Genomic DNA, 15,643 nt, shown 5'->3' on the forward strand with positions numbered 1-15,643 from the left:
CTTCTCTCTCCTTATGTACGATAACAAGCATTTATTTTCACATATTCATAGCTTAAGTCACAGCCCCAAGCTGATCCTGTCTCTTCACCTAAGTGTAAGTACACATTAATGACTATTTCATCTTCTTGTAATCTCTCTTTCATTTCTTCTTCAGAAAATATTTGAGGCTCACTATTTTTTAATACCGATATAGATTGAAGAGTAATGTCAATTGTGTTTGGATTAATAACTACTTCACTTTGTCCAATACTGCTAATAATTCGCCCCCAGTTTGGGTCTTCACCATGTATTGCTGTTTTCACAAGACTCGAACCGACTATTTGCTTTGCAATTTTTTTTGCCTCTTCATTCGTTTGAGCTCCTAGCACATTGACTTCTATTAACTTCGTAGCGCCTTCACCATCTTGCGCAATTTTTTTTGCTAAATCTTCACATACCTTCTGTAAAGTACATACGAAAGTTTCCCAATCTGTATGTTCCATATTTATCGGGCTTGTTTCTGATAATCCACTTGCCATAACGATGACCATATCATTCGTAGAAGTATCTCCATCTACCGTAATTTGATTAAATGTATGATTCGTAATTTGGGATAATGCTGTTTGCAATACGTCATGCTCTATATGAGCATCTGTCGTAATAAAACTAAGCATCGTTGCCATATTCGGATGAATCATCCCTGAACCCTTTGCAACACCCGCAATCGCCACTTTCTTCCCATCAATAATCATTTCATAGCAAGTTTCTTTCGTGATAAGATCTGTCGTTAAAATTGCTTCAGAAAAAGAATACGCTCCACTTTCTTCCTTCGTCGGTATAAGAGTTGCAATCCCCTTTCGGATTATATCCATCGGCAGTGGAACACCAATTACACCTGTTGAAGCTACTGCAACGTAATTTTCTTTCACTCCAAAATGTTCCGCCCCTAACGCGCGCATCTCGTATGCGTCTTGTAATCCTTGCATTCCAGTACAAGCATTTGCATTTCCACTATTAACGATAATTGCTTGTAACTTCCCTTCTGCCGTTATACTATCCTTCGTTACTTGCAAAGGGGCTGCTTGTATTTGATTCGTTGTATACACAGCGGCACATGATGCTGGTACGTCACAAACGATTGCCCCTAAATCCTTTTTCTCCTTTTTCAGACCATTTACAGTACCAATTGCCGAAAAGCCTTTAGGCGTTACAATTGAACCATTTTCTAATTTTGTAATAGACGCTACTTTAATCATCATGTCCCCCTTATAGATAAAGCGGCATATGTTGTAAACCTGTTGTCTCTTCTAGTCCCGCTATTATGTTTGCATTTTGAATCGCTTGCCCAGCCGCGCCTTTCATCATATTGTCTATAACAGAAACGACCGTAACTCTTTCAGTTCTTTCATCGTAAGCTATGCCAATATCACAATAATTTGAGCCTCTCACTTCTTTTGGACTTGGAAATTTCCCTTGCGTACAAATTCGGATGAAAGGCGATTGTTCATACGTTTCTTCATACAATTTTTGAAGTTGCTTTATTTCCATCTTTTGTTTTACTTTTGCATAAAGTGTAATCATAATTCCTCGTGATATCGGTATTAAATGTGTGCTAAATGTAATTGGCTGTGATCCATTATTCCATTCTGTAAGCATTTGCTCAATCTCTGGAACGTGCTGATGCTCATTCACTTTATAAATGTGCAAGTTATCATATAGCTCAGGAAAGTGAGCCATTGTTGTTGGTGTTTTACCTGCTCCTGATACCCCTGATTTCGCATCAATAATAATCGAATCTTCTTCAATCATGCCGCTACGTACTAACGGCGCTATCGCTAGCAATGTGGCTGTAGCAAAACATCCTGGGTTTGCAATTAAATTTGCCTTTTGAATCCCAGTCCTTTTCCATTCACTTAACCCATACACTGCTTTTCTAAGAATTTCTTCTTTCGCTGCTGGCCTTTTATACCACAGTTCATATGACGAAGGATCTATCATACGAAAGTCTCCAGATAGGTCAATTACTTTTAAACCTTCTGCTACTAACTTGGGAGTTAACTCCGCCGATACTCCTGCTGGTGTTGCTAGAAATACGATTTCTGCTTCTTTCCCTATTGTCTTCACATCAATTTCTTGTAACGTATGAACGAGAACATTTCGAAGATGCGGATATACATTTGTTATACACTCACCAACTTGCGAAAAAGAATGAAGAGATGCTATCGAAAAATATGGATGTTGTTCTAATAAACGAATTAATTCAATGCCCCCATATCCAGTGGCTCCAATAATTGCGACTTTCATAAGTTCCTCCTCAAATCGATTCTTTAAATTAAGTATGATTATAATATTGTATATTTATAGAGTCAATTAAATATTTATAAATTTTCAAATCTAAAAAAACTTAATTTTATTAGAAAAATAATATACTCAACCGAATTTTTATACAAAAATAGTGCATAGTAGTTTTTTTATTTCACTTCAAGTACAATAAAACAATACATACGTACATACAGGCGGGAAAAAATATGAACGAAAAATTAATTGAGAAAATGATTATAAAAAGTTTTCAGCAATATCAATGCAGTCCAATATCAAAAGAAGATCAGGAAATGCTAGTGAAACATATTCAAACGGTGACTCATTCAAATATTGAAATTGATTTATACGAGGAGATTGAGGATATTGTTTATGATTATGTGACTGGAAAACAATAAAAAATAGGAGATTTCCATGTGGAAATCTCCTATTTTTTACTTAATGATTTACCTGCTACACGTTCAAATAAACCTGGGAATAAAGCATAAAGTTTTGGACCAATTCCCATCCACTTCGGTAAGTTTACTTCACGTTTTTTCGTGTGCATCGACTTTACGATTTGTTCTGCTACGTATGTTGGTTTTAACATGTAACGTCCCATATTCTTTACATATGTACCAGATTGATCCGCTATTTCAAAAAAGTTTGTATCTATCGGACCTGGATTAATTGCTGTAACATAAATATCTGTATTCGCTAATTCCATGCGTAAACTATTCGTAAATCCTAATACAGCATGTTTCGTTGCTGCATACGCACTTGATTTCGGAGTTGCAATTTTTCCGGCAAGTGAAGCAATATTAATAATATGTCCTTCGTTCTTGTTTACCATATAAGGTAGTACCGCTTTCGTACATGCTACTAATCCAAATACATTTACTTGGAACATATCTTTTACTTCACCCATTGACGCATCTTCAAACGTTTTAAAAATACCAAATCCCGCATTGTTTACTAATATATCAATACGTCCCACTTCTTGTAATACCTTTGAAAAAACAGACTGTACTTCCATCTCTTCACTTACATCTAATACATAATAATAGCAAGGCGTATTATAAGTTTCTTTAATTTTGTCTACTAACGCTTGTAGTTTCTCTTCTGTTCGAGCCATTAATACTGGAGTCGCTCCCTGTGCTGCAACTTGCATTGCAACTTGCTCACCAATCCCACTAGAAGCACCTGTAATGACGATTACTTTATTTTGTAAACGTCCTGTCATTGCTGTCACCTACTTTGCATAATAAATCACTTGTTGCGATGACTCATCAATCATCACTTGTTGATTATATGCTAAATAGTCCAATTGTCCAACCGTTTCTGAAATAGTAAGTGGTAATTGTTCTTTATATAATACCGGAAATAGTTTTACACATACTTCAAATGCTGTCATTGGTTTTTCCTTTAATAACTCAAGCACTTTAAAAGCACGTGTTTCTTGCTTTTGTAATCTCGTTTCAATAAGTTGTTTCACATTTAGAACATCTTCCCCATGCCCTGATAAAATGCGTGAAATATTCATTTCGCTTAAACGCTGTAATGTTTGATTATATTGTAGTAATGGGCGTGCCCGCTCTGTTTGCCCTTCATATGGCGGTTCTAGTATTGGATTCGAAGAAATATGACTAATGAGAGCATCTCCACCAATTAATATTCCATCAGATTCTCTATATAAAGAAATATGAGTAGAAGCATGACCTGGTGTTTCAAGTACTGTAAATCCAGGCAAAGAATCAATACGATCTCCTTCTCTCACAGTATGCGTTAACGATCTATTACAAGAATATTTAAGTGTCCTCGTCGTCAATAACGACTCGTCTTTCAAAAATGCTGCTGGCACACCAAACTGTAAGGCCGTCTCTCTAAAAAATTCATGATACCGCTTTAAAAATTCTGGATTTTGTGTAATCCAAGGCTCATTCCAAGGATGTCCAATAATATTCGTCTTCTCAGAAAATATGTTTAAAAGTCCACAATGATCTGCATGATGATGCGTAATGACTACTGTTTCAATATCTTCTATCGTATGTCCTAATGCACCTAATTGACTTTCTAACGCATTCCTTGCCTCTTCTGTATTCGTCCCTGTATCAATTAATGTTAATGTCTCCCCCTCAACTAAAAACACATTCACAGTTTCCACTGCAAATGGTACAGGAATCTCCATTCGGTGAATCGCCGTCATGCTTAGCCCCCCTGTCTCTTTCCGGTTCAAAAATGAATACTTCTTCAGTTTACAACTTCTATATATATTTGTCATTATTTTCAGATAAAAAGAGGTGTTTCCTATAAAAAAACGAATGTATGTACATTTATAAGAATTTCTAACCAAAATTAAAGGAGGAACATCATGTCTATTCAAAACATTTCCTTTCTCGGTGCAGGCTCTATTGCCGAAGCTATTATTGGTGGCTTGTTACATGCAAATGTCGTTAAAGGTGAACAAATTACTGTAAGTAATCGTTCTAACGAGACAAGATTACAAGAGCTACATAAAAAATACGGTGTCAAAGGTACTCATAATAAAAAAGAATTACTTACTGATGCAAATATTCTTTTTCTAGCAATGAAACCAAAGGATGTTGCAGAGGCGCTTACCCCTTTTAAAGAATACATAAATAATAACGTGCTTATTATTTCATTACTAGCAGGTGTTTCTACTGACTCAATTAGAAAACTACTTCAAAAAGACGTTCCAATTATTCGTGCAATGCCAAATACATCCGCAGCCATTTTAAAATCAGCTACCGCTATCTCCCCTTCAAAACATGCAACAGCGGAGCATATTCGCACTGCAACATCTTTATTTGAAACGATTGGTCTCGTCTCTGTTGTAGAGGAAGAAGATATGCATGCTGTCACTGCATTATCCGGAAGTGGACCTGCTTATATTTATTACGTAGTGGAATCTATGGAAAAAGCTGCAAAAAAAATCGGTTTAAAAGAAGATGTTGCAAAATCACTTATTCTTCAAACGATGATTGGTGCTGCTGAAATGCTAAAAGCAAGTGACAAACACCCTTCTATTTTGAGAAAGGAAATTACTTCTCCTGGTGGAACTACCGAAGCAGGTATTGAAGTATTACAAGAACATAAATTTCAACAAGCACTTATTTCTTGTATTACACAGGCAACGAAACGATCACATAATCTTGGAAAAACATTAGAACAACTAACAAAAGAAAAATAGAAAAAGGAGCTCAAGTTTATTTGAGCTCCTTTTTCTATAATTACACTTAGTTATTGTTCTTCCCAAAAATCTCTTCTTGCAGGCGACGACCAGTCGGCGTTGCTGCAAGTCCACCTTCTGCTGTTTCACGAAGTGCTACTGGCATCGTTTGTCCGATTCTAAACATTGCCTCAATTACTTCATCACATGGAATTGTACTCGTTACACCAGCTAATGCTAAATCTGCTGAAATCATCGCATTCGCAGCTCCTGCTGCATTACGTTTTACACAAGGTACTTCTACAAGTCCTGCAACAGGATCACACACTAAACCAAGCATGTTCTTTAATGAAATTGCCATCGCTGTAGCTGCTTGATCTTGTGTTCCACCAGCCATCTCAACTGCGGCTGCAGCCGCCATTCCACTTGCTGAACCAACTTCAGCTTGGCATCCTCCCGCTGCACCAGAAATACAAGCGTTATTCGCAACAACCATACCGAAAGCTCCTGCTGTAAATAAGAATTCAATCATTTCTTCACGTGTAGGCTGCAATTTTTCTCTTAGTGCAAATAGTACACCTGGCACTGTTCCAGCAGACCCTGCTGTTGGTGTTGCACAAATAATTCCCATCGCCGCGTTTACTTCATTTGTTGCAACAGCTTTGCTTACTGCGTCCAAAATCGTATCTCCTGATAAGCCTTTTCCACTCTTCATATACGCTTGAACTTTTACAGCATCTCCACCAGTTAAACCAGTTGGTGATTTCACGCCGCGAATACCACGTTCTACTGCTTGCTCCATCACTACTAAGTTCTTTTCCATACCAGCAATTACTTCTTCACGTGAAATACTTCTTGTTTCCATTTCACATTGAATCATAATTTCTGCGATTTTTACATTTTGTTCTTTAGCTTGCGCCACTAGTTCCGCTGCGTTCCGAAACATGGTGTGTCCCCCCTGCAATTATTCCATAATAGTTACTTGACAAATATTTTGTTGCGCTTTTATTTCTTCAATCACTTCATCTGCTAATAATTCATCTGTTTCAATGACCATAAGCGCTCTTCTTCCTTTTTCTTTACGAGAAACACTCATTGTACTAATGTTAATCTCATGTTTCGCAAGGATTGAAGCTACCGCTGCAATAGCACCGAAGCGATCGTTATTTACAATAAGTAGTGCTGGGCTCGTGCCTGATAATTGAAGATCGAATCCGTTTAATTCTACAACTTCAATTTTACCGCCACCAATTGAGCAAGCAACAACTTCAATTTCATCTTCACCTTTATACAAACGAATTCTCGCTGTATTTGGGTGAGGTGCATTGGCATCTTCTTCAATGAATTCCACTTCAATTTCGCGCTCTTTTGCTATTTCTAGCGCCTCTGGAATACGTAAGTCATCTGTTTCAAATCCTAATATTCCACCGATTAGTGCTACATCCGTACCATGCCCTCGATACGTCTTTGCAAATGATCCATATAACGAAATGCTTACTCTTTCTGGTTCATGACGAAACAGCTGGCGAGCAACTTGCCCCATTCTTGCTGCGCCTGCTGTATGTGAACTTGATGGTCCAATCATAACTGGACCGATAATATCAAATACTGAGCGATACTTCATCATAACTCCCCCTAAACCTCTATGAAAAAATTTATTCTACTATTCTATTAAGCTGCTACATCTGTCGCTTTTCCAGTTGTACCACGAATTTGTTCTGCTGTACGAATTGGATAGTTTTTGAATAAAAGTAATCCAATATAACCTGAAATAATACCAGTTATCATAATACATAAGAATCTTAGCATTATTTTCATTTAAAAATGATACAAGATAATCCAGAATAAAGTCTGGTAGCAATCCAAAGTTTAACACAGAAGCCATTGCAAGCATAGCATAAACAAGTGATATAACCATTGCTAATGCAACTAAATTTGCACCCGCTATTCCGCCTAGACTACCTGCTGATGTTCTGAACTCTTTTAAAGAGTGGTGTACCAATTAAATCTCCACCACCTTATTAATAAAAAGCTTCTACTAAGGAACTCGCAATAGCTACACTTGCTAATCATATCGTTTAGCTAAAAAGTGAAAAAGACTTATGACAAATAATAGTAATATCTTTCCTATTATAATTCTCGTGTTACTCTCTCATGATTTAGTCAACTTCACTTGTTACGATAATGACTAAAATACATGCGACTTATCATAAATTATAATCTGCCCTCATTATAGCTTGTTTTTTATAAAACGCTTACTTTTGTTGAATTTTAAAAGTTCTGAATAAAATTCCATTTCTGCTATTTGTATCACTTGTATGTCATCTGACTTATATAACAGTTTTTCTAAATAATCATTATTTCGTATTTTTATCCTATATATTCAAAGCATCCTAATTTTCTGTATCATCCAAGTATAAGTATAAAATAATAACAGTTTTATTTTTAAATTTTTTTAGACATAAAAAAATGGTAACCCGCCGTTACCATTTTTTACAAAATTATTATTTTTCTACTGGGAATGATTTCAAATCTGTCGCTATTTCTGTATTAGAAAACAACTCTCTAGCCTCTTTCAATAATTCCTTATATGTATCTCCTTGATAGCGAGAACTAATGTGAGTTAATATTAGTCGCTTCGCATTTGCCTGAAGTGCAATGCTCGCAGCTTGCTTAGATGTAGAATGAAAATAATCATACGCTTGTTGCTCATCTTCTGCTGCGAAAGTCGCTTCATGGACAAGTACATCTGCATCTTGCGCAAGCTCCCTACTCGCTTCGCAATATCGCGTATCACCTAAGATAGTAATAATTCTTCCTTTTTGAGGTGGGCCGATAAACTCATTTCCATTTAATATCGTGCCATCCTCTAATTCAACTACTTCACCATCTTTTAAACGTTTAAAGATTGGACCTGGTTTCACACCCATCTCAAGCAACTTATCAACTAAAAGAGCACCTTGTATATCTTTCTCTACAATACGATATCCAAAGCATTCTATACCGTGTGACAATCTTTTCGTTTCTACATAAAATTCATTATCTTCAAATACGGTACCTTCTTCTGTTATCTCCACAACTTCAAGTGGATATTTCACATGTGTCGTACTTACCGATAATGCCACTTCAATAAATTGTTTAATTCCTTTCGGTCCATACACCGTTAAAGGCGTAGTTCCTCCTTGAAATGAACGGCTACCTAATAAACCAGGCAATCCAAAAATATGATCGCCATGTAAATGCGTAATAAATATTTTTTCAATGCGGCGCGGACGTACAGATGTATGTAATATTTGATGTTGCGTGGCCTCGCCACAATCAAATAACCAAGTTTGTCCTCGTTCTTCTAACAATTGTAAAGCAATTGCTGAAACGTTCCTTCCTTTTGAAGGAACACCTGCACCAGTTCCTAAAAATACAAATTCCACTTTCTTTCCTCCAGCTCTAAATATACTCTATCTCTCATCTTACGGAATGTTATTTCAAATGGCAAATTGAATTTACATAACCAAACATCTAGACAACTATATAACACGAACGTTATACTCAAAAAATTTAGCTATCGTTCGTGTTTTGTGTTAAAATAATTATACTACATTTTAAGGGAGCGTTTTATTATGAAAGAAGTATTTCGTTTACAAACTGATTTTTCATCTTCATTTGATCGCTGGGTAAGTTCTTTCGTGTCTGATCACCCAGCACAATTAGAATGGACAACTTTAAAGGAATTAATCCATGAATATACAACATCACATACAAATGATACGTTACCAGCATATATTTCTTCAGCTTTAACATATTACGCCCAACGTGTTTCAACTACAAACAGTTCAGAGATTGTTATATTTGAAAACCCTACAATCTCGTAATCTATAATAAAAAAGCACTGGTTACAGTGCTTTTTTATTTATACTTATTTAGTAAATGATTATATTCCGTCCAAAAGTCTGTATACATACTTTGATCAAACTCATCTAAAATTATCTTTTCACTTGATTTATTGAATAATTCTTTTGCCTGTAGCGCAAAAGAAACAATTTGTTTTCTATATTCATTTTCATTTACTTCTATATGAAGCCCTTCATAGTATATAGCCTTTTGATCAGTAGAAATAACTTTGACAAAATCCTTTAAAACCACATTTTCACCTATATGGTTTATAGTCCAATGAATTGAAATTGGGCATCCTAACATGAGCATAGTGCCACATCCGTGCAAAATAAGTCCCTCTTCATTTTCAATATCACAAATATATTCTTTATCTAAAGTTCGTAACAGAGCTAAAGCTGATTCACTTATTCCCCATTCCTCATCCATACCTGTTTGTGTAATAATCGTTCCATCCACATTTAAATAAATTTCCCCGTGAGAACATAAATCTTCCTGCTCATTAAACAACCACTTTTGATTCTCAATATTTATAATAAAATTTTGTGGTACCATTACAAATTCCCCTTTTATAAAAATATTTATTTTCCATATTATTCATAATCAATATCATACATTTCATCCCATATATCTATTATAAATCCATTTAATATTTTAAAAACACAGATAAAAAGATATTGACACTACGATTTTACAGTGCTAACATTCAACATGTAATTGAATATGGTCTCTGTTAGGTGAGGCTCCTGTATAGAGAAACGCTGCTGCCCAAAAATGTCGAGAGACGCCAATGGGTCAACAGGAAAGGTCGGAATGAAGGCCTTTTTTAATGTAGCTGGTTTCAGTACCTATGCTATACAGTGCTAAAACTCAACGAGGGAGAGGTGCATGTATTTTGTCATACACAAAAACTGTTTTTATTTATGTCTACTAACAGTCTTTGTTGTGGACTCTTTTAGCTGCGAATTCAGACCTTTACTCGTTTTGAGTAAAGGTCTTTTTACGTCTATATGCACCTTACTATGAAACAAACATAGCATATTCAGAAACTACTAAATTGTACGGAGGTGAGGAACAGTTGGCAATTGATGATTCGGCCCAGATACCCATACGTTTTACATTCATATTTCATCATGTAGGTAGGAAAGAAACTGTTCCTCACCATTTCAAATAGTTAGGTAACAGATTGTTTCCTCCTTCATGACAGAGGAGGAACTACCGATGTTTAATTTACAAAGACAAGAAACAAAGCATGCTTATGAGCAAGATAGCATGAAAACAAATAACGAATTATTAGTGGAGGTTGCAACACAAGATGTAAGCTCTGCGTTAAAACTTTTAGAAACAACACAAGATGGATTATCTAAACAAGAAGCGTCTCGTAGACTTTCTTTATATGGTCCGAACGAAATAGCTCATAATAAAATGGCACCGTGGTACATTCAATTTCTGTCGGCATTTAAAAATCCATTTATTTTCGTTTTATTAGCTCTTGGAGCACTCTCCTTTTTCACGGATGATATGCAAGGAACAATTGTCGTATCTGCAATGGTACTACTTAGTGCAACAATTCGGTTTTCCCAAGAATTTCGTTCTCAAAAAGCTGCCGATAATTTAAAAGCTATGGTTCGAACAACTGCAAGCGTATTTAGAATAAATGGATTTGTACATGAAACAAAAAATGTAACGAATTTAAATCGAAATTACACAACAGAAATTCCAATTGAGGAACTTGTACCTGGCGATATCATTTCCCTTTCAGCCGGTGATATCATTCCAGCTGATGTGCGTATTGTATCCGCTAAAGATTTATTTGTTAATCAATCTTCTTTAACAGGGGAAGCACTTCCTGTAGAAAAATACGAACACTGCTACCATACAGAAAATAAGCATATCTTACCGACAAACATGAAAAAAAATTACAATCCACTCGATATGGAAAACCTTTGTTTCATGGGAACAAATATTGTAAGTGGTAGCGCAAAAGCTGTTGTCATCTCAACAAGTACCGATACGTATTTCGGCTCTTTAGCCAATAAGGTAATTGGAAAGCGTGTAGAAACAAGCTTTGATAAAGGTGTAAACAAAGTAAGCTGGCTCTTAATTACATTCATGCTTATTATGGCACCTATTGTCCTTCTCATTAATGGATTCACAAAAGGTGATTGGCAAGAAGCTTTCTTCTTCGCTATTGCCGTCGCTGTTGGCCTTACACCTGAAATGTTACCAATGATTGTAACTGCTAATTTAGCTAAAGGTGCCGTTAAAATGTCTAAACAAAAAGTAATTGTAAAACAGCTAAATTCTATTCAAAACTTAGGTGCTATGAACATTCTTTGTACAGATAAAACCGGAACTTTAACAGAAGATAACGTTGTCCTTGTTCGTCACTTAGATCCCAAGGGAAATGAATGCAATCGCGTCTTGCAATTTGCCTATTTAAATAGTTTCTATCAAACTGGATTGAAAAATTTAATAGATAAAGCTGTTATTAAGCATACAGAGGAAAACAATACATTTAATCCATCAGCTTTTCAAAAGCTAGATGAAATTCCATTCGATTTCGCCCGCCGGCGTATGTCAGTCATCGTAAAGGATATTTCAGGTGAACATACAATGGTTTGTAAAGGTGCCGTAGAAGAAATTTTATCAATTTGTAACTACACTGAAGTGGATGAAAAAATCGTTCCACTCACCCAGGAAATACGTTCAAATGTCAAAAAAATAAGTGAGACACTAAATAGTGAAGGTATGCGGGTTATTGCTGTGGCTTATAAAAAAGATAGAAGAATAAATGATACAGAGTACGCAGTAAAAGACGAAACTGATATGATTCTCGCTGGATATATCGGCTTTTTAGATCCACCGAAACCATCTGCAGCAGCTGCAATTCAAGCATTACAAAAACATGGTGTACAAGTGAAAATTTTAACTGGCGATAACGAAATTGTTACAAGAAAGGTTTGTAAAGAAGTTGGATTAGATATCTGCGAACCAATCCTCGGTTACGAGATTGATTCTTTACCAGATAAAGCATTAGCAAGACTTGCCGAAGAAACGACTGTATTTGCGAAGCTTAATCCCATGCAAAAATCTCGTATTATACACGCATTACAAGGAAATGGACACACTGTAGGTTACATGGGAGACGGCATTAACGATGCTGTAGCATTACGTGAAGCTGATGTCGGAATATCTGTTGATACTGCTACTGATATTGCGAAAGAAGCTTCCGATATTATTCTACTCGAAAAAAGTTTAACTATATTAGAAGCAGGGATTTTAGAAGGACGTACTACATTCGGAAATATTTTAAAATATATTAAGATGACAGCTAGCTCTAACTTCGGTAATGTGTTTAGCGTGTTAGTAGCAAGTGCTTTCATTCCTTTTTTACCGATGCTTGCCATTCATCTTTTAATTCAAAACTTACTTTATGATATTTCACAACTTTCTATTCCATGGGACAAAATGGATAAAGAGTTTCTAGAAAAACCACGAAAATGGGATACTGCAAACTTACGAAACTTCATTATTTGTATCGGCCCAATTAGTTCTATATTTGATATTATCACATACGTAGTCATGTGGAATGTATTTGGTGCAAATACACCGAGCGAGCAATCATTATTCCAGTCCGGTTGGTTTGTCGTTGGGTTGTTAACACAAACTTTAATTGTTCACATGATAAGAACACAAAAGATTCCATTTATTCAAAGCACTGCATCAACACCAGTCGTTTTATTAACCGCTCTTATTATGGCAATCGGGATTTATATTCCATTCTCACCACTTGGTGCAGCCGTTGGTTTACAAGCATTGCCACTTAACTATTTCCCTTGGTTAGTAGGAATACTATTAGGCTACGCTTTTTTAACACAATTCCTGAAAAAGCTTTATATTAAAAAGTTTCATAGCTGGTTGTAAAAATAAGAATGAGTGGGTATCCCCCGCTCATTCTAAAAAACATAACACATATTATATATGGAGGTGACCATGATGGTATGGTACGACATTGTATTCAGGTTAGTTATAGCAATTATTGTAGGAGCTTGCATTGGAATGGAAAGACAATGGAGACACCGAATGGCTGGGTTACGGACAAATGCTCTCGTATCACTTGGTGCCTGTATATTTGTTTTATTATCCGTCATGCTTGATCATGATGCTAGCCCATCCCGCATTGCTGCTCAAGTCGTTAGTGGTATTGGATTTTTAGGGGGTGGCGTTATTATCCGCGATGGTTTTAGTATTAGAGGGCTAAATACAGCAGCTACTTTATGGTGTGCAGCTGCTGTCGGTACTCTTACAGGCGCCGGTTTCCTCGTTGCAGCTATATTAGGTGCAGCCGGCGTGTTACTAGCAAATATACTTCTTCGCCCAATTGCTCTTTTTATGAATAAAAAATCAAAAGAAGAATCACCAGAACAAACGAACTACTTACTTTCCCTTACTTGTTCAGAAGAAAATGAAGCACATATTCGTTTTTTACTTATGCATATGGTAAGTACAGAAGGAATCGGTTTAAAAGAGTTGTATAGTGAAGACGTAGATTCTAATCAAAAGGTGTGTATACAGGCTACATTACATTGCAAGACAAATGCGGCTATCTTAATTGAAAAAATAGTAAGTAGAATGCTATTAGAATCTGGCGTTACTGGAGCTGGATGGAAGACTTCTTTAAATTTAGAAGCGAGTTAACTAGGAAAGGTGTCATGATTTTACTACTTCATGACACCTTCTACATAAACTTATTTTCTAACTTTTGTTGAAACGACTTCTCTTGCTTACGTAGTAGTTGACTACCTCGTTGTAAAATCGGTGTTCCATACTTATCGTTAATTTGATCAATGACAGCAAGTAGTGGTTCTTTTTTCGCATCCTCTTCAAATGAAAATAAATCTAATTGTTTCACCGATTCTGTCTTCCACTCTATTTCAGTAGCTGTAACACCTAGTAAACGAACGGAATCACCATCCCAATGTTGCTTCCATAAACGGGATGCTGCTTGAAAAATATCGCGTTCTTCCCAAATTGCATTTTTCAATTGCTTACTCCGTGTTACTGTTCGCCTATCATGGTATTTAATCATAATTTGAATATTATAGCTGACAAGGGTTCGCTTTTGTAATCTTTTACTCACTGATTTTGATAACCGTTCTAACATATCAAGTAATTCTTTCTCTTCATCCATATCCTTTGAAAAAGTCATCGAGTTACCGACACTTTTATGTTGGCCCATTTGACTCGGATCCACTTCCCTATCATCCGTACCTTTTGCACGCTTTTGTAAATCAATACCGTGCTTGCCAATTTTAGCGCGAATGATATGCTCGTCTCCCTTCGCTAACTGTTCAATTGTATGTATATGAATTTCATTTAATTTTTCAGCTGTTTTTTCTCCAATCCCATGCATTGCTTCAACTGAAAGTGGCCAAATCATTTCTGGAATATCACGTTTTCGAAGTACGGTAATACCGAGAGGTTTTTTCATATCAGAAGCTGTTTTTGCTAGGAAAAGATTTGGAGCGATTCCGATACTACACGGAAGCTGCAACTCTGTTAATAGTGCTTGTTGAATCATCTTTGCTATTTCAAGAGGCGAACCAAGTGCGTAGCAATCTGTAATATCTAAATATCCTTCATCTATTGAGACTGGTTGTATCTTTTCTGTAAAACGAGAAAGGACTTGAAACATTTGAAATGAAGCTTCGCGATATAATGTGAAATTAGGACGCCTTACAACTAATTGCGGGCATAACCTTTTCGCTTCCCAAAGGGGCATCGTCGTACGTATTCCGTATTCTCTCGCCTCATAACTACATGTTATAATAATTCCTTTTCTCTCTTTTTCATTTCCAGCAACCGCTAATGGCTTTCCTTGTAATGATGGATCATGAGCAATTTCAACAGATGCGAAAAAGCAATTCATATCTACATGTAAAATAACACGACCATTTTTCGGATACATTTCTCGCATAGTACTCACTCCCTAATCAGAACGTTCGTTCTTTTATTATATCAAATTTTGCACAATAGTTATAATAATTACTTGTTCTTTTTTATAATCGATATAAATCGAAACTTTAATCAACTCTCACTAATCGGACTTTTATGGGCAGCAGGGCCCCCACCTAACTTCTTTACTTTCGCTGAATTTTGAGGTAGGGGTCTTACTGTCCGGCAAATAGCGGGATAAACTCAACTATACATTCCTTGTAGTTATATTAATCATTGCAATTAATTATTTACTACTTCCGATTTTCAATATGAATACGTTAAGGTTAT

14 protein-coding genes and 1 riboswitch are annotated in these 15,643 nt (G+C 36.1%); of the genes, 5 read left to right on the forward strand and 9 right to left on the reverse strand.

What is annotated here, in order from left to right; genetic code table 11:
• Positions 1 to 11: 11 nt before the first annotated feature.
• Together argJ and argC are read right to left on the reverse strand one after the other, a co-directional pair.
• Entirely contained in the window at positions 12 to 1,235 is a 1,224-nt protein-coding gene (argJ, locus tag MHH55_RS14720; protein ID WP_000598398.1) for a bifunctional glutamate N-acetyltransferase/amino-acid acetyltransferase ArgJ, read from the reverse strand.
• A 10-nt stretch (positions 1,236 to 1,245) separates the two neighbouring features.
• Positions 1,246 to 2,283, reverse strand: coding sequence for an N-acetyl-gamma-glutamyl-phosphate reductase (gene argC, locus MHH55_RS14725; RefSeq protein WP_078187050.1), 1,038 nt, complete (start codon positions 2,281 to 2,283; stop codon positions 1,246 to 1,248).
• A gap of 224 nt (positions 2,284 to 2,507) precedes the next feature.
• Between argC and MHH55_RS14730 the strand changes: the two genes are divergently transcribed.
• Positions 2,508 to 2,696: a YqzH family protein gene (locus MHH55_RS14730; protein ID WP_001003222.1), complete on the forward strand. Its 189-nt coding sequence runs from the start codon at positions 2,508 to 2,510 to the stop codon at positions 2,694 to 2,696.
• 29 nt (positions 2,697 to 2,725) lie between these two features.
• Here the strand turns inward: MHH55_RS14730 and MHH55_RS14735 are convergent, their stop codons facing one another.
• On the reverse strand, positions 2,726 to 3,520 hold the full coding sequence (locus MHH55_RS14735) for an SDR family NAD(P)-dependent oxidoreductase (RefSeq protein ID WP_000147794.1): 795 nt from the start codon (positions 3,518 to 3,520) through the stop codon (positions 2,726 to 2,728).
• Between the two features lie 9 nt (positions 3,521 to 3,529).
• Positions 3,530 to 4,483, reverse strand: a complete 954-nt coding sequence (locus tag MHH55_RS14740) for an MBL fold metallo-hydrolase (protein WP_078187049.1) — start codon at positions 4,481 to 4,483, stop codon at positions 3,530 to 3,532.
• 165 nt (positions 4,484 to 4,648) lie between these two features.
• On the opposite strand from MHH55_RS14740, the gene proI reads away from it, so the two are divergent.
• Entirely contained in the window at positions 4,649 to 5,488 is an 840-nt protein-coding gene (gene proI / locus MHH55_RS14745) for a pyrroline-5-carboxylate reductase ProI (RefSeq protein ID WP_078187048.1), read from the forward strand.
• Between the two features lie 46 nt (positions 5,489 to 5,534).
• Here proI and sdaAA read toward each other — a convergent pair whose 3' ends face one another.
• The 3 genes from sdaAA to rnz all read right to left on the reverse strand — a co-directional run bounded on the left by sdaAA (position 5,535) and on the right by rnz (position 8,895).
• Entirely contained in the window at positions 5,535 to 6,413 is an 879-nt protein-coding gene (gene sdaAA / locus MHH55_RS14750; RefSeq protein WP_000489461.1) for an L-serine ammonia-lyase, iron-sulfur-dependent, subunit alpha, read from the reverse strand.
• A gap of 18 nt (positions 6,414 to 6,431) precedes the next feature.
• Entirely contained in the window at positions 6,432 to 7,091 is a 660-nt protein-coding gene (gene sdaAB, locus MHH55_RS14755) for an L-serine ammonia-lyase, iron-sulfur-dependent subunit beta (protein WP_000877445.1), read from the reverse strand.
• A gap of 880 nt (positions 7,092 to 7,971) precedes the next feature.
• Positions 7,972 to 8,895, reverse strand: a complete 924-nt coding sequence (gene rnz, locus MHH55_RS14765) for a ribonuclease Z (protein WP_000397455.1) — start codon at positions 8,893 to 8,895, stop codon at positions 7,972 to 7,974.
• A 189-nt stretch (positions 8,896 to 9,084) separates the two neighbouring features.
• Between rnz and MHH55_RS14770 the strand changes: the two genes are divergently transcribed.
• On the forward strand, positions 9,085 to 9,336 hold the full coding sequence (locus MHH55_RS14770; protein ID WP_000665709.1) for a DUF3932 family protein: 252 nt from the start codon (positions 9,085 to 9,087) through the stop codon (positions 9,334 to 9,336).
• Positions 9,337 to 9,370: 34 nt separating this feature from the next.
• Here MHH55_RS14770 and MHH55_RS14775 read toward each other — a convergent pair whose 3' ends face one another.
• Positions 9,371 to 9,910, reverse strand: coding sequence for a hypothetical protein (locus MHH55_RS14775; protein ID WP_065485158.1), 540 nt, complete (start codon positions 9,908 to 9,910; stop codon positions 9,371 to 9,373).
• Positions 9,911 to 10,077: 167 nt separating this feature from the next.
• Positions 10,078 to 10,245, forward strand: a riboswitch (M-box (ykoK) riboswitch).
• Between the two features lie 331 nt (positions 10,246 to 10,576).
• Here MHH55_RS14775 and mgtA point away from each other — a divergent pair.
• Together mgtA and MHH55_RS14785 are read left to right on the forward strand one after the other, a co-directional pair.
• Positions 10,577 to 13,282, forward strand: coding sequence for a magnesium-translocating P-type ATPase (mgtA, locus tag MHH55_RS14780; protein ID WP_048538477.1), 2,706 nt, complete (start codon positions 10,577 to 10,579; stop codon positions 13,280 to 13,282).
• A gap of 72 nt (positions 13,283 to 13,354) precedes the next feature.
• The gene (locus tag MHH55_RS14785; RefSeq protein ID WP_000262342.1) at positions 13,355 to 14,056 is read left to right on the forward strand and encodes an MgtC/SapB family protein; all 702 of its coding nucleotides are present in this window, start codon (positions 13,355 to 13,357) and stop codon (positions 14,054 to 14,056) included.
• 40 nt (positions 14,057 to 14,096) lie between these two features.
• On the opposite strand, the gene MHH55_RS14790 is transcribed toward MHH55_RS14785, so the two are convergent.
• Positions 14,097 to 15,335, reverse strand: a complete 1,239-nt coding sequence (locus tag MHH55_RS14790) for a DNA polymerase IV (RefSeq protein ID WP_001208858.1) — start codon at positions 15,333 to 15,335, stop codon at positions 14,097 to 14,099.
• Positions 15,336 to 15,643: the final 308 nt, after the last annotated feature.

Source organism: Bacillus sp. FSL K6-2944 (assembly GCF_038005385.1).
In the GTDB taxonomy this organism is placed as follows: domain Bacteria; phylum Bacillota; class Bacilli; order Bacillales; family Bacillaceae_G; genus Bacillus_A; species Bacillus_A cereus.

Coding starts and splice junctions, on each gene's coding strand:
- MHH55_RS14785 (WP_000262342.1), top strand. CDS start 13,355: ATGGTATGGTACGACATTGTATTCAGGTTAGTTATAGCAATTATTGTA.
- argC (WP_078187050.1), bottom strand. CDS start 2,283: ATGAAAGTCGCAATTATTGGAGCCACTGGATATGGGGGCATTGAATTA.
- MHH55_RS14775 (WP_065485158.1), bottom strand. CDS start 9,910: ATGGTACCACAAAATTTTATTATAAATATTGAGAATCAAAAGTGGTTG.
- sdaAA (WP_000489461.1), bottom strand. CDS start 6,413: ATGTTTCGGAACGCAGCGGAACTAGTGGCGCAAGCTAAAGAACAAAAT.
- proI (WP_078187048.1), top strand. CDS start 4,649: ATGTCTATTCAAAACATTTCCTTTCTCGGTGCAGGCTCTATTGCCGAA.
- MHH55_RS14740 (WP_078187049.1), bottom strand. CDS start 4,483: ATGACGGCGATTCACCGAATGGAGATTCCTGTACCATTTGCAGTGGAA.
- mgtA (WP_048538477.1), top strand. CDS start 10,577: ATGTTTAATTTACAAAGACAAGAAACAAAGCATGCTTATGAGCAAGAT.
- MHH55_RS14735 (WP_000147794.1), bottom strand. CDS start 3,520: ATGACAGGACGTTTACAAAATAAAGTAATCGTCATTACAGGTGCTTCT.
- MHH55_RS14770 (WP_000665709.1), top strand. CDS start 9,085: ATGAAAGAAGTATTTCGTTTACAAACTGATTTTTCATCTTCATTTGAT.
- sdaAB (WP_000877445.1), bottom strand. CDS start 7,091: ATGAAGTATCGCTCAGTATTTGATATTATCGGTCCAGTTATGATTGGA.
- argJ (WP_000598398.1), bottom strand. CDS start 1,235: ATGATTAAAGTAGCGTCTATTACAAAATTAGAAAATGGTTCAATTGTA.
- MHH55_RS14790 (WP_001208858.1), bottom strand. CDS start 15,335: ATGCGAGAAATGTATCCGAAAAATGGTCGTGTTATTTTACATGTAGAT.
- MHH55_RS14730 (WP_001003222.1), top strand. CDS start 2,508: ATGAACGAAAAATTAATTGAGAAAATGATTATAAAAAGTTTTCAGCAA.